At 57.7% G+C, this 14,034-nt stretch carries 16 protein-coding genes; 9 read left to right on the forward strand and 7 right to left on the reverse strand.

All coding sequences use genetic code 11. The features are described 5' to 3' along the window. Positions 1-296 precede the first annotated feature (296 nt). The 6 genes from ALO80_RS23060 (at position 297) to tsaA (ending at position 5,663) form a co-directional block, all read left to right on the forward strand. The gene (locus tag ALO80_RS23060; protein ID WP_055010668.1) at positions 297-1,388 is read left to right on the forward strand and encodes a catalase family protein; all 1,092 of its coding nucleotides are present in this window, start codon (positions 297-299) and stop codon (positions 1,386-1,388) included. 340 nt (positions 1,389-1,728) lie between these two features. Then, positions 1,729-3,072, forward strand: coding sequence for a 30S ribosomal protein S12 methylthiotransferase RimO (gene rimO, locus ALO80_RS23070; RefSeq protein WP_055010670.1), 1,344 nt, complete (start codon positions 1,729-1,731; stop codon positions 3,070-3,072). Between the two features lie 102 nt (positions 3,073-3,174). Next, the gene (locus tag ALO80_RS23075) at positions 3,175-3,615 is read left to right on the forward strand and encodes a GNAT family N-acetyltransferase (RefSeq protein WP_055010671.1); all 441 of its coding nucleotides are present in this window, start codon (positions 3,175-3,177) and stop codon (positions 3,613-3,615) included. A 92-nt stretch (positions 3,616-3,707) separates the two neighbouring features. Then, positions 3,708-4,418 (forward strand): rRNA pseudouridine synthase, encoded by a 711-nt coding sequence (locus tag ALO80_RS23080; RefSeq protein WP_054984536.1) that lies wholly within the window; start codon positions 3,708-3,710, stop codon positions 4,416-4,418. Between the two features lie 78 nt (positions 4,419-4,496). Next, a complete protein-coding gene (locus tag ALO80_RS23085; RefSeq protein ID WP_003433332.1) occupies positions 4,497-4,958 on the forward strand; it encodes a YehS family protein in 462 nt (153 codons plus the stop codon). Between the two features lie 12 nt (positions 4,959-4,970). Continuing rightward, positions 4,971-5,663 carry a tRNA (N6-threonylcarbamoyladenosine(37)-N6)-methyltransferase TrmO gene (tsaA, locus tag ALO80_RS23090; protein WP_054984538.1) on the forward strand — a complete coding sequence of 231 codons (693 nt, stop codon included), beginning with the start codon at positions 4,971-4,973 and terminating at the stop codon, positions 5,661-5,663. Between the two features lie 79 nt (positions 5,664-5,742). Here the strand turns inward: tsaA and fpr are convergent, their stop codons facing one another. Further along, positions 5,743-6,522: a ferredoxin-NADP reductase gene (fpr, locus tag ALO80_RS23095; protein WP_002554680.1), complete on the reverse strand. Its 780-nt coding sequence runs from the start codon at positions 6,520-6,522 to the stop codon at positions 5,743-5,745. 123 nt (positions 6,523-6,645) lie between these two features. On the opposite strand from fpr, the gene ALO80_RS23100 reads away from it, so the two are divergent. Continuing rightward, positions 6,646-7,572, forward strand: coding sequence for a LysR family transcriptional regulator (locus ALO80_RS23100; RefSeq protein ID WP_055010672.1), 927 nt, complete (start codon positions 6,646-6,648; stop codon positions 7,570-7,572). 6 nt (positions 7,573-7,578) lie between these two features. Here ALO80_RS23100 and ALO80_RS23105 read toward each other — a convergent pair whose 3' ends face one another. From ALO80_RS23105 to ALO80_RS23115, 3 genes are all read right to left on the reverse strand, one after another. Then, positions 7,579-7,944: a diacylglycerol kinase gene (locus tag ALO80_RS23105; protein WP_055010673.1), complete on the reverse strand. Its 366-nt coding sequence runs from the start codon at positions 7,942-7,944 to the stop codon at positions 7,579-7,581. 83 nt (positions 7,945-8,027) lie between these two features. Next, the gene (gene erdR / locus ALO80_RS23110) at positions 8,028-8,675 is read right to left on the reverse strand and encodes a response regulator transcription factor ErdR (protein WP_054986349.1); all 648 of its coding nucleotides are present in this window, start codon (positions 8,673-8,675) and stop codon (positions 8,028-8,030) included. A gap of 247 nt (positions 8,676-8,922) precedes the next feature. Next, positions 8,923-9,633: a tRNA-uridine aminocarboxypropyltransferase gene (locus tag ALO80_RS23115; protein WP_055010674.1), complete on the reverse strand. Its 711-nt coding sequence runs from the start codon at positions 9,631-9,633 to the stop codon at positions 8,923-8,925. A gap of 278 nt (positions 9,634-9,911) precedes the next feature. Here ALO80_RS23115 and ALO80_RS23120 point away from each other — a divergent pair, with 278 nt between their 5' ends. Next, entirely contained in the window at positions 9,912-10,328 is a 417-nt protein-coding gene (locus ALO80_RS23120) for a quorum-sensing-regulated virulence factor family protein (protein WP_002554685.1), read from the forward strand. 192 nt (positions 10,329-10,520) lie between these two features. After that, positions 10,521-11,642 (forward strand): LOG family protein, encoded by a 1,122-nt coding sequence (locus ALO80_RS23125; RefSeq protein WP_055010675.1) that lies wholly within the window; start codon positions 10,521-10,523, stop codon positions 11,640-11,642. Between the two features lie 4 nt (positions 11,643-11,646). On the opposite strand, the gene recX is transcribed toward ALO80_RS23125, so the two are convergent. The 3 genes from recX to ALO80_RS23140 all read right to left on the reverse strand — a co-directional run bounded on the left by recX (position 11,647) and on the right by ALO80_RS23140 (position 13,778). Further along, positions 11,647-12,114: a recombination regulator RecX gene (recX, locus tag ALO80_RS23130; RefSeq protein WP_055010676.1), complete on the reverse strand. Its 468-nt coding sequence runs from the start codon at positions 12,112-12,114 to the stop codon at positions 11,647-11,649. Positions 12,115-12,119: 5 nt separating this feature from the next. Next, the gene (recA, locus tag ALO80_RS23135; protein ID WP_024644417.1) at positions 12,120-13,184 is read right to left on the reverse strand and encodes a recombinase RecA; all 1,065 of its coding nucleotides are present in this window, start codon (positions 13,182-13,184) and stop codon (positions 12,120-12,122) included. Positions 13,185-13,277: 93 nt separating this feature from the next. Continuing rightward, a complete protein-coding gene (locus ALO80_RS23140; protein ID WP_083493388.1) occupies positions 13,278-13,778 on the reverse strand; it encodes a CinA family protein in 501 nt (166 codons plus the stop codon). Positions 13,779-14,034: the final 256 nt, after the last annotated feature.

Here is a 14,034-nt window from a genome sequence, read left to right on the forward strand (position 1 = left end):
TGAGGTTCAACACTGAGAACATCACAAGGCGTAACAATTCAGATTCAGCCAGACATTGACATGCCTCGGCGCGATGGCGCGAAGCATAACGCAGCACTCGGCGTAATTCTTGATGAAACGCAGATGACGAGAGTGATCAGGTCCACATGCCCAGCGTTCGAAGCCGTTTTCACTGCACTATTTCTGATTGAACGACGCAAATACCGGCCGGTCATTAATTAAGCCTGCAGCCTCAAGGGTCTTCAAGAACCGCATCGACGCCCGGGCACCCTGAATCCTCTAACCGAGATGCTCTGATGACCACACAGAATCTGACTGTCCAGCCGTTACGCTTTCAGCCCTCATTCGAAGTCGTCCCCGACGATGAAGCGCAGACCAGCAAAGAGCTGGTAGAAGCGATGCACTCCATTCTTGAAACTACTTTCCAGGACACCGGGCACGCCATCCGCAGTGTGCATGCCAAGGCTCATGGGCTACTGCACGGGCAGATTCAGGTTTATGGCGACCTGCCCGAGCCGCTGGCTCAAGGCGCTTTTGAGAAACCCGTCAACCTGCCGGTCGTCATGCGGTTCTCGACCAATCCGGGGGATATTCTTGACGACAAGGTATCTACACCTCGAGGCCTGGCGATCAAACTCGTGGGTGTCGAAGGCGCACGGCTACCGGGCAGCGCCGGTGCATCGACCCAGGATTTTGTCATGCAGAACGCCAAGGCCTTCACCGCCAAGGACCCCAAGGCTTTTTTAAAGACCCTGAAGTTACTGGCCAAAACGACCGACAAGGCACCGGGCATGAAGAAAGCACTGTCCGCAGTGCTTCGTGGCATCGAGTCGGTCATCGAGTCTGCAGGGGGCGAAAGCGGCACACTGAGAAGTCTTGGCGGGCACCCGATGACCCATATTCTGGGCGAAACCTTCAACACCGTCGTACCTTTTCTATATGGGCCTTACTACGCAAAACTGAGCGTGGTCCCCATTTCTGCGGAACTGGTTGCACTGACCGGCAAGGCTGTGGATCTGAACGATAATCCGGACGGCCTGCGTGAAGCGGTCAAAGCGTTCTTCCTTGAAAACGACGCCAGTTGGGAGGTGCGCGTCCAATTGGCTACGGATCTGGAAAAAATGCCGATAGAGGACGCTTCGGCGATCTGGCCGGAAGACCTGAGCCCGTATGTCGCCGTCGCTCGAATCGATGTGCCCCGCCAGTCGTCGTGGTCCGAGCAAAGCATCCAGGAAGTCGATGAAGCCATGTCATTCAGCCCTTGGCACGGTCTTGAGGCGCATCGCCCTCTGGGTGGAGTCATGCGAGTACGCAAGCCTGCCTATGAGCACTCGGCGGGGTTTCGCAGTCAGCACAATGGGTGCCCGATCCACGAGCCGAAGGGCTGATCGACTACGGAGGTAGTTCAGGCCCGCAAACGCGGGCCTGAATGGACTGATCCAGTCATACGGCCGGCCAGAACCACGCAGTAAATACTGCCATCACCCTCGCCGACTCCGCTCACTTTCCTGAATACGCTGTATATAGCTGCCCCCTGTCAGTCGGGATTTGATCGACTCGGTCAGGTCTGCCCCCTCTCGCGTCTCACGTACGTCGTAATTCTTATCCAAACGCTGGTCATCCCGGCCACTCACCGCTAGAATTGCGCACTTTTTGATCAGAGGCGCAGCAAGCGCCCAGTCAGCGCCTGCGCTTTGCGTTCGGGTGCCCTTCACGCCGAGGTTTGCCATGTCCACCGTCACCACGCCGTCCGCCCCCAAGGTTGGATTCGTTTCACTGGGTTGCCCGAAGGCACTCGTTGACTCCGAACGCATCCTGACCCAGCTGCGCATGGAAGGTTACGAAGTCGTCGCGACTTACGAGGACGCTGACGTGGTCGTGGTCAATACCTGCGGCTTCATCGATACGGCCAAGGCCGAGTCGCTGGAAGTGATCGGCGAGGCAATCAAGGAAAACGGCAAGGTCATCGTCACCGGCTGCATGGGCGTCGATGCGAATGTCATTCGCGATGTGCACCCCAGCGTGCTCTCGGTAACCGGCCCGCAGCAGTACGAGCAAGTGGTCAATGCGGTACACGATGTCGTGCCGCCCCGCCAGGATCACAATCCGCTGATCGATCTGGTGCCGCCGCAAGGCGTCAAGCTGACCCCGCGCCACTACGCGTATCTGAAAATTTCCGAAGGCTGCAACCATAGCTGCAGCTTCTGCATCATCCCGTCGATGCGCGGCAAGCTGGTCAGCCGTCCGGTTGGAGATGTGCTGGACGAGGCCAAGCGCCTGGTCAAATCCGGCGTGAAGGAACTGCTGGTCATTTCTCAGGACACCAGTGCCTATGGTGTCGACGTCAAATACCGCACCGGCTTCTGGGACGGCCAGCCGGTCAGGACCCGCATGACCGAACTGTGTCAGGCGCTGGGCTCGATGGGCGTCTGGGTTCGCTTGCACTACGTTTACCCCTACCCGCATGTCGACGAACTGATCCCGCTGATGGCCGCTGGCAAGATCCTGCCGTACCTGGACATCCCGTTCCAGCACGCCAGCCCGAAAATCCTCAAGCTGATGAAGCGGCCAGCCTTCGAAGACAAGACACTGGCACGTATCAAGAACTGGCGCGAGCAGTGTCCTGATCTGATCATCCGCTCGACATTCATCGTCGGCTTTCCCGGTGAAACCGAAGAAGACTTCCAGTATTTGCTGGACTGGCTGACCGAAGCCCAGCTGGACCGTGTTGGCTGCTTCCAGTATTCGCCGGTTGAAGGCGCTCCGGCCAACCTGCTGGACGCCGCCATCGTTGCGGACGACGTCAAGCAAGACCGCTGGGATCGCTTCATGGCCCATCAACAGGCAATCAGCGCCGCGCGCCTGCAGATGAAGATCGGCAAGGAAATCGAAGTGCTGATCGATGAAGTCGATGATCGCGGGGCTGTAGGCCGCTGCTTCTTCGATGCACCGGAAATCGACGGTAATGTGTTTATCGGCCTGGAAGATGGCAGCACCGTTCAGCCCGGCGACAAGATCATGTGCCGCGTTACCGACGCCGATGAATACGACCTGTGGGCTGAGGCGCTGTAAATACGGGCCATTGTCGCAAACGAAAGCCCTGCCCTTGAACCGGCAGGGCTTTTTCGTCTCCGGCCGTTGTCTATGCAGGACTGGCCGAAAGGAGTACGCGAGATGCCGCTATATACCCCGGACACTGACGATTACCCGGAAATGACCGAGGTATGGGAGCGCTCGGTGCGCGCCACCCATGACTTTTTACCGGACGCCTACATCATTAGGCTCAAGGGGCTGCTGACGCAGTATCTGGACAGCGTCACCCTGTTCTGTACCCAGGACGAGCAGTTCAATATCACCGGCTTCGCGGGCGTCAACCGAAACAGGCTGGATATACTGTTCATCGACCCCGATCATCGCGGCAAGAAGCTGGGTACGCAGTTGCTGACCCACGCAATCGAACACTTCGATATTCATGAACTGGACGTCAATGAACAGAACACACAGGCTCTGGGGTTCTACCTCAGGCATGGTTTCGAGGTGGTCGGCCGTTCTGAAGTCGATGGCCTTGGCCAGCCCTATCCCATGCTCAGAATGCGCCTGATCGGCCGTAACTGACGTCGATTGCAGTGCAAATGCAATGTTGCCGCGATTAACCAGCGTCGGGCGGTTACAATGGCACCTTTCTAATCAGCAAACGGCTTTTCTTCATGACAGACCCCATTCGCCTTTCCAAACGCCTTATCGAGCTGGTCGGCTGCTCCCGCCGGGAGGCCGAACTGTTTATCGAAGGTGGCTGGGTCACTGTGGATGGCGTGGTTATCGAAGAGCCGCACTTCAAGGTCAGCACCCAGAAAATCGAACTGAGCCCTGACGCCAAGGCTGACGCGCCGGAGCCCGTCACGATCATTCTGCACAAACCCGCCTCGGCAAGCGCCGAAAGCGCCCTGCAGATGATCACGCCGGGCACTCTCTCGGTAGAGCACAGCTACAGCAAGCGCCCACTCAAAGGCCATTTCATGCGCCTTGAGGCCATTTCAAGCCTGCAAGCCAATGCCAGTGGCCTGATGGTATTCAGCCAGGACTGGAAAATCCTCCGCAAACTTACTGACGACCGCAGCAAGATCGAGCAGGAGTACGTGGTGGAAATTTCCGGCGAAATGGTCGCTCACGGCCTGAACCGGCTGAACCACGGCCTGACCTATAAGGGCAAGGAGCTGCCGGCGGTAAAAGCCAGCTGGCAGAACGAGAACCGTCTGCGCTTCGCAATGAAAAATCCTCAGCCCGGTATCATCGCCCTGCTGTGCGAAGCCGTTGGCCTGAAAGTCGTGGCCATGCGCCGTATCCGCATCGGCGGCGTGTCCATGGGTAAATTGCCCGAAGGCCAGTGGCGCTACATGACGACCAAGGAAAAGTTTTAATCATCGCGGCACCCACCTTATCAACGCGCGCGTGACCACCGTCATGCGCTGCCATACGCTTATCAGGAAACACGCCCCATGATGAACAACGACGTACTGCGCAGCGTGCGCTACATGCTCGATATCAGCGACAGCAAGATCGTCGAAATCACCGCCCTGACCGGTTTTGAAGTATCAAAAAGCGACGTCATTGCGTTCATGAAGAAAGAGGAAGAAGAAGGCTACCTGGATTGCAGCGATGAAATCATGGCGCACTTCCTTGATGGCCTGGTCTACTTCAAGCGTGGCAAGGATGAAAGCCGCCCGCCGCAGCCGATCGATTTGCCAATCACCAATAATATTGTCCTGAAAAAACTGCGCGTGGCGTTCGAACTGAAAGAAGACGACATGCACGCCATCCTCAAATCGGTGGACTTCCCGGTCTCCAAGCCCGAGCTGAGCGCGCTGTTCCGCAAGGTCGGCCACACCAACTACCGTGCCTGTGGCGATCAGCTGCTGCGCAATTTCCTCAAGGGTCTGACCTTGCGCGTGCGTGGGTAAGCGGCCGACCCCATGAGTTACAACGTCTCTCCTGTCGGCTTTGTGCGCTCCTGCTTCAAGGAGAAATTCGCCATCCCGCGTCAGCCGCACCTGGCTCCGGCAGCACGTGGAGTGCTGGAACTGGTGGCACCTTTTGATCAAGGTGAGGCTGTTCAGGGGCTCGAACAGGTCAGTCATGTCTGGCTATTGTTCCTGTTCCATCTCGCGCTGGAAGATACGCCGCGCCTGAAGGTGCGCCCTCCACGCCTGGGCGGCAACCAGTCAATGGGGGTGTTTGCCACACGCGCAACGCACCGCCCGAACGGCATCGGCCAGTCGGTGGTCAAGCTGGACAAAGTCGAAGCAGGTCGACTGTGGCTGTCCGGCATCGACTTGCTGGATGGCACTCCGGTACTGGACATCAAGCCTTACGTGCCCTACGCCGATGCCATCGCCGAGGCAACCAACCCTATAGCCAGTGCTGCGCCAACACTGATACCGGTGCAATGGCAGGACAGCGCCTTGCTACAGGCCCGCGATCACGCGCTACGCCTGAATGAACCGGTGGTCGAACTGATCGAGCAATGCCTGGCGCAAGACCCGCGCCCGGCCTATCAGCGACCCACGCCGGAGCGCCGCTACGGTGCTCAGCTGTGGGATCTGGACGTGCGTTGGCACTACCCGCAGCCTGGGGTGATTTGCGTGCTTGAAGTTCAGCTCGTCTGAAATCATTCCAGTGACAAATCTCGCGCATGAAAAACCCGCCTGATCCCTTCAAGGACGAGGCGGGTCTTGTGAGGCTGACTTACTTTTCGACGAACGCACGCTCGATCAGGTAGTCGCCTGGCTCGCGCATGCGTGGCGAAACGGTTAGGCCAAAGCTGTTGAGCACTTCGCTGGTCTCGTCGAGCATGCTCGGGCTGCCGCACAACATGGCGCGGTCGTCCTGCGGGTTGATCGGCGGCAGGCCGATGTCGCTGAACAGCTTGCCACTGCGCATCAGGTCGGTCAGGCGGCCTTCGTTCTCGAACGGCTCACGCGTAACGGTCGGGTAATAAATCAGCTTGTCACGCAGCGCCTCGCCGAAGAACTCGTTTTGCGGCAGGTGCTCGGTGATGAATTCGCGGTAGGCGACTTCGTTCACGTAGCGTACGCCGTGGCACAGGATGACTTTCTCGAAACGCTCATAGGTTTCAGGATCCTGGATGACACTCATGAACGGCGCAAGGCCTGTACCGGTGCTCAGCAGATAGAGATGCTTGCCCGGCTTGAGGTCGTCCAGCACCAGTGTGCCTGTAGGCTTCTTGCTGATGATGATTTCATCGCCTTCCTTGAGGTGCTGCAACTGCGAAGTCAGCGGGCCATCCGGCACCTTGATGCTGAAGAATTCCAGATGTTCTTCCCAGTTCGGGCTGGCAATCGAGTAGGCACGCATGAGCGGACGACCGTTTGGCTGCTGCAGACCGATCATCACGAACTGACCGTTCTCGAAACGCAAACCAGGATCGCGGGTGCACTTGAAACTGAAGAGGGTGTCGTTCCAATGGTGGACGCTGAGGACACGCTCGTGGTTCATGTTGCTCATGTACGTGAGGACTCCTGAAAAAATAGTGCGCGCAGAAGCACTGCGCTATTGCGCGACATTCTAGTGGCAGACACAATATCTGTTAAATGAATTATCAAGATATAGGTTATCGGTTATATAGATATGCGATTTACTCTCCGCCAGCTTCAGGTTTTCGTCGCGGTCGCGCGACAGGAAAGCGTCTCCAAGGCAGCCGTGCTGCTTTCGCTTTCGCAGTCCGCTGCCAGCACCTCCATCACCGAACTGGAGCGCCAGTCGAGCTGCCAGCTGTTTGATCGTGCCGGCAAGCGGCTCAGCCTCAACGCCACAGGCAGGCAATTGCTGCCGCAAGCCGTTGCGCTGCTGGATCAGGCCAAGGAAATCGAAGACTTGCTCAACGGCAAATCAGGCTTCGGCTCGCTGGCGGTCGGGGCGACGCTGACGATTGGCAATTATCTGGCAACCCTGCTGATCGGCGGGTACATGCAGCGCCATCCGGAAAGCCAGGTCAAGCTTCACGTCCAGAACACCGCGCATATCGTGCAACAGGTTGCTCACTACGAGATAGATCTGGGCCTGATCGAAGGCGATTGCGGCCACCCGGACATCGAAGTTCAGTCCTGGGTCGAGGATGAACTGGTGGTGTTCTGCGCCCCCCAGCATCCACTCGCCAGACGCGCCCATGTAACCCTGGAAGAACTGACCCATGAAGCCTGGATCCTGCGGGAACAGGGCTCGGGCACGCGTTTGACGTTCGATCAAGCCATGCGCCATCATCGTAACGGGCTGAATGTCCGGCTGGAGCTGGAGCACACCGAAGCCATCAAGCGAGCGGTGGAGTCAGGATTGGGCATTGGCTGTATTTCCAGACTGGCACTGCGCGATTCGTTTCGTCGCGGCAATCTTGTGGAACTGGCCACGCCGGAGCTGGATCTGGCGCGTCAGTTCTATTTCATCTGGCATAAACAGAAATATCAGACTTCGGCCATGCGCGAATTTCTCGAACTGTGCCGCGCGTTCACTGCCGGAGTGAAGCGCAGCGACGAGATCGTACTGCCGAGCCTGTACTGAAAAGCCCTAACCCAACAGAACGATGCCCCACACCAGAGCAATGATGCTCAGCGCAATGAGCTGGGCAGCGCTGCCCATGTCCTTGGCGTTCTTGGACAACGGATGCAGGTCCAGAGAGATTCGGTCAATGGCGGCCTCTACCGCAGAGTTGAGCAACTCGACAATCAAGGCCAGCAGACAGACCGCAACCAGCAAGGCATGCTCCGCCTTGCTGACGTGCAGGAAAAACGACAGCGGGATCAATACCACATTGAGCAGTACCAATTGGCGGAAAGCCGCTTCGCCTTTGAAGGCAGCTGACAGACCGTCAAGGGAATAGCCTGCGGCATTGAGGATACGTTTCAGACCGGTTTGGCCTTTGAAGGGCGACATAGAGAGGCTGCTGTGTAAAAAAGATGAGGAAAGCTAAGGCACCAAAGGTCAAAAAAGCGTGAATGCTTGCAACCTGAAAGCCGTTAGCTGGACGAGATGGACTCGAGCTGCTGCAACAACAAAGCAGCCTGAGTGCGCGTGCGCACGCCAAGCTTGCGGAAGATGGCCGTGACATGCGCTTTGATAGTGGCTTCGGAGACGCTGAGTTCTGAGGCAATCTGCTTGTTCAGCAAACCCTCGCAGACCATGGTCAACACTCGAAATTGCTGCGGCGTGAGACTGGCAAGGCCAGCGCTTGCAGCTTTCGCCTCATCGGAGACACTGACCACTTCATTGACCTGCGGCGGCCACCAGACATCGCCATCGAGCACGGTGCGTACCGCCTGCTGAATGACTTCGAGCGAACTGGATTTGGGAATGAACCCGCTGGCACCAAACTCTCTGGAACGCACGACGATCGACGCCTCTTCCTGCGCCGAGACCATCACCACCGGTATCTGTGGGTACTGCCCGCGTAACAGGACCAGCCCGGAGAAGCCATAGGCTCCCGGCATGTTCAGGTCCAGCAGCACCAGATCCCAATCCGCCTTGTCTCCCAGACGAGACTCGAGCTGGGCAATGCTTTCTGCCTCGACCAGCCGCGCTTCAGGCCCCAGACCAATGCTCAGCGCCTGATGCAGCGCGCTGCGAAACAGGGGATGATCATCAGCGATCAGGATGTCGTAGGTCATGTAGTGATCCTGTTTTTATAGTGGATGGCCGACAGAATCAGCCACCCGGCAAGACTGGCGAACGGGCATCACGGCACCCCGCAAAGAGCACCAGTGCCACGCCAGACAAGATGAATCGGCTTCCAGGCGGCGCCAAGCATGCCCAGCAAGACCATGACGGTCAAGCGCGAAGCGCCGATACCCGGGAACATAGGTGGCAATCAGCCCAAACCGGATAGATCAGCAGCATTTCGCTATCGAAAAGCCCTCAAATGAAAGCCTTCAAATGAGTATGCGCTGCATCGTCGGGATCAATCGGCTTCAGGTACTTGGCACCCAGATAATGGGCGCTGAATACGTCCAGGTAAGCATCCAGCACGCCACTGGCAGTGATGTCCCCGGCCAGTTCCAGACAAAGGGCAGCCACTTCCGCGGTGCAGAAGTGATCATCGCGCCTGGATCGACGCAAACGGTAACGCGAGATCTGCTCAGGTTCCAGACTCAATACCGGAAACCTCTCCAGATACGGACTTTTGCGGAACATCTTGCGCGCCTCGGTCCAGGTGGCATCCAGCAGAATAAACAGCGGGCGCTTGCCATCCGCATGCGACACGCGCGTCACTACGCGCTCTTCGGCGACGAACTCACCGGGAAAGACGATATAGGGCTGCCACTGCGGATCGTCCAGCAAAGCGAGCAACTGCTCGTCGACCTCGATCCGCGACCAGCCAAAGGCGTGAGTGTCCTTGATGACATCGGCAATCAGCCAACCGGTATTGGTCGGTTTCAAGGGCTCGGTGTCATACATCAGCAGGCACATACCCGACTTGGCAGTAACAGCAGGTCGCCATGCGCACAGGCAATAACTGGAGATGACCCGACAATCCGGGCAGCGCGGCGCACGGGAGCCGCGAGCGATAAAGGGCCTGGTGCTACGGGCCAGACGCTCGTCGCGCAGGCGGGATACGGCATGGCTCATTACAGGACACGCCTGCGGGAGGAAGACATCGACACCACAAAGACTCGGCAGGATTAAAGTGCGCGCAGTTTATCAGAGCACCGGCCCTTCAACGCGCTTTCGCTCAAGCAGCTGCTGCCGCTTCAGCACGGCCAGGCTGAAACGGCAAAGCCCCTAGGCCCGATGAAGGCTCCTGCTCTATACTGCTGCGCCATTGCAGCCCGCGCTATTGGCGGACTGACCGGAACGCACTTTGAAGTCGCTGGTCCAACGGCCAGCCACTTAATCAGGAGAGTTTGATGCTGCGCCTTATCGTACCCACCCTTACGCTTTTGCTCGTTGCTCCGCTGTGCGCCCAGGCGGCATCGAAACAGGAGTTCGAACTCAGCAAGATGCTGGAAAAAGTCGCTAAGGAAAGCAGTGTCGGCACGCCAAGAGCGATCAACGAAGACATCCTGGACCAGGGTTATACCGTCAGCGGCAACGAACTGATCAATCACCTGAGCGTACGCGAAGGCCAGGCGCAGCAAATGCGGGCCAACCCGGATGTGATGCGCAACCAGCTGGGTAATAGCGTTTGCCACAATAATGGTTTTCGCCAGTTGATGACCAAGGGTGCCGTACTCAAGTATCAGTTCACCGAGTACAAGACCAACCGACCGGTTGCCACCCAGACTTTTCAGGCCTCTGATTGCACTGTTAAGCCAAAGAAATAAGCGCCCCGAACACTTCCCCCCTTCCCGCGCGCCTGCCTCCCAGGCGCGTCAGCTCGATGCAGCTCAAGACATCCTGCAATCAATCCTCACTGCAAATGCACTGGGAATGGGTAGCCTTTCTCCGCAAACCGGGACATCATCGATTCAACACGCCCCAACGGGCCATTGATTCTGCAGGAGGATAAATCCCGAATGCCGTATGTACCTGACGATCTTCTATCCCGACACTTTCAAAGCAACGGGCTCGACCTGACCAGCAAAGTTGAAGAACACATCAACGTTGTCGCGCCGGACAGTAGAAACCTGCCGCTGTACCGCGACATGATTCTCACTGTGCTACGCATGGCGCAGGACGACCGGAATCGTTGGGACGTCAAAATAACACTGCAAACCCTGCGCGAACTGGACAAAGCCTTCCGCGTGCTCGAACGCTTCAAGGGCCGCCGCAAAGTCACCGTATTCGGCTCCGCACGCACACCCGTCGAACACCCTCTCTACGCACAGGCCAGAGAGCTGGGCGAAAAACTGGCCCAGTCAGACATGATGGTCATTACTGGCGCTGGAGGCGGCATCATGGCGGCAGCTCATGCAGGTGCAGGTCTGAAACACAGCCTGGGGTTCAACATTACCCTGCCGTTCGAACAGCACGCGAATCCGACGGTAGAGGGCACGGAAAATCTGCTGCCGTTCCATTTCTTTTTCACGCGCAAGCTGTTTTTCGTCAAGGAGGCCGATGCGCTGGTGCTGTGCCCGGGCGGATTCGGAACCCTGGATGAAGCGCTGGAAGTGCTGACGCTGATACAGACTGGCAAAAGCCCGCTGGTGCCCGTCGTGTTGCTGGATACGCCTGGCGGCAGTTTCTGGCAAGGTGCGCTGGACTTCATCAGGAACCAGTTGCAGGACAATCACTACATTCTGCCAGCCGACATGAAACTGATGAGACTGGTCTACAGCGCCGACGAGGCTGTTGAAGAGATCAACCGGTTTTATGGCAACTTCCACTCCAGCCGCTGGCTGAAGAACAAGTTTGTGATCCGCATGCGCCACGCGCTCAGCGAACAGGCCCTGGAACACATGCAGGAGGCTTTCGCCGATCTGTGCGTCAATGAAAACTTTCATCAGCACGGTTATCAGGGCGAAGAGCACGATGAAGCGCAATTCAGTCACCTGACGCGACTTGCATTTACGTTCACAGGACGTAATCAGGGCAGACTTCGTGAGCTGGTGGACTACATCAATCAGCAGCAGAACTGGGAGGAAGTTTCAGCGACAAGAGAGGCTGCGCAGGGCAACGCGCTACCGAAAGCTCGCTGATACGTCAGTCATCCCCGCCACGGCCGCTTAACATGCGGCCGATCATGTCTAGCGGATAGCCGCGATAACTCAAGAATCTTCCTTGTCTTGCCCGCTCACGCGCATCGGCAGGCAGAACGCCAGCAAACTTTCGCTGCCAGAGTTCGTGAAGCTTCTCCTGCCAGTCCACACCGCATTCCCTCAGCGCCAGCTCAATGTCGGCACGCTGCAAACCACGCTGACTCAGTTCTTCCCGAATACGAACAGGGCCATAGCCCGAGCGCGCCCGATAGGAAACGAAGCTTTCAAGGTAACGGGATTCGGAGAGCAAGCCCTCCTCGACCAGTCGGTCAAGGGCGGCATCGATAAGCTCTGGAGGAGCGCCGCGCTGACGCAGTTTACGCGTCAGCTCGACCCGACCGTGCTCGCGACGTGCGAGCAGGTCCATTGCGGTGCGCCTTACGGCGACGGGTGTATCAAGTACGACAGGCATGGCTATCAGATATCGGCATCTGCTTCGGCCACATCATCGGCAACAACTGCTTCACGAGAACCGACTGCTTTGGTGTCGACACCCGGGGTCAGCAGCTTGTCGCGGATCTGCTTTTCAAGCGCCTTGCAGATTTCCGGATTGTCCGCCAGGAACTTGGCCGAGTTGGCCTTACCCTGGCCGATCTTGCTGCCTTGGTAGCTGTACCAGGCACCGGACTTCTCGACGAAACCATGCAGCACGGCCAGATCAACGATTTCGCCGTTCAGGTAGATGCCCTTGCCATAAAGAATCTGGAACTCGGCCTGACGGAACGGCGGAGCCACCTTGTTCTTGACGACCTTGACGCGGGTTTCGCTGCCGACCACCTCGTCGCCTTCTTTAACAGCACCGGTACGGCGGATGTCCAGACGTACCGAAGCGTAGAACTTCAGCGCGTTACCACCGGTGGTGGTTTCCGGGCTACCGAACATCACGCCGATCTTCATGCGGATCTGGTTGATGAAGATAACCAGACAGTTGGCATTCTTGATGTTACCGGTAATCTTGCGCAACGCCTGGGACATCAGACGCGCCTGCAGACCCACGTGCATGTCGCCCATTTCGCCTTCGATCTCTGCCTTCGGCACCAGCGCAGCAACGGAGTCGACAACGATGACGTCGATGGCATTGGAGCGCACCAGCATGTCGGTGATTTCCAGTGCCTGCTCACCGGTGTCCGGTTGCGAAACCAGCAGGTCGTCGACGTTGACGCCCAGCTTACCGGCGTATTCCGGATCAAGTGCGTGTTCGGCGTCGACAAACGCACAGGTAGCCCCCATTTTCTGGGCCTGCGCGATGACCGACAGGGTCAGCGTCGTTTTACCGGAAGATTCCGGACCGTAGATTTCTACGATTCGGCCTTTCGGCAGGCCGCCGATGCCAAGTGCAATATCCAGCCCCAGCGAACCGGTCGAGATGGCAGGAATGGCCTGGCGATCATGGTCACCCATGCGCATCACGGCACCTTTACCGAACTGACGCTCGATCTGACCCAAGGCCGCAGCCAAGGCTTTCTTCTTGTTGTCGTCCATTGAAGTCCTCACGTAATCAAATTCAATTAGGGCCTTGATGGCCACAACACCTGTATAAGTAGACAGTATTATTCCACAGCGGTGAGCGCGCGCCTACCCCTGTTTTGGCATTTCTCCACGAGCAAGCTGTATGAGCCCTTGCAGAGCGGCTTCGACTGCCTTTCGACGGACCTGATCCCGGTCGCCATCAAACTGGTGACGCCGCGCAACCAGTGCATCATCCTTGCCCCAGCACAGCCATACAGTACCGACCGGCTTGTCCGGCGAACCGCCGCCGGGGCCTGCGACACCGCTGACCGCGACGGCAAAACGCGCACCACTTTCACGCTGCGCGCCCCGCACCATGGCCTCGACGACCGGCTGACTGACCGCCCCGACCTGCGCGAACAAGGCTTCGGGCACGCCTAATTGTCGGGTCTTCTGGGCATTCGAATAAGTCACATAACCCGCTTCAAACCATGCCGAGCTGCCGGCGATGCGTGTAATTGCTTCGGCTATCGCGCCTCCCGTGCAGGATTCGGCGGTGGTCACTTGAGCATTGATAGCGTCGAGGAGCCTGCCAAGCGTATCGGCAAGCCCGGTTATCTCGTCCACGGTGTCTTCGTTCATGCTGGAAGCCTGTAAAAGTCATTGCAGAGGCAGTGCATACACCGCTCAGCGGCTTTGCACGTGCCGATTTGTTCAGTCATTTTTCCTGCGACCAGGCTTTTTGACCGTTTCTACCGTCGTTTCTCTCGGCCTTTTTCTGGCTTCTTCCAAAGGGATGAAGCGCCCGTTGACAGAGTCTCTTGCCCGTTTGTTTTTCATATAAAAGTCCTTTTTTATACAATGCCGCCCGATGATCGGGTGG

Origin of the sequence: Pseudomonas caricapapayae (genome assembly GCF_001400735.1) — a bacterium.
Taxonomy (GTDB): Bacteria; Pseudomonadota; Gammaproteobacteria; order Pseudomonadales; family Pseudomonadaceae; genus Aquipseudomonas; species Aquipseudomonas caricapapayae.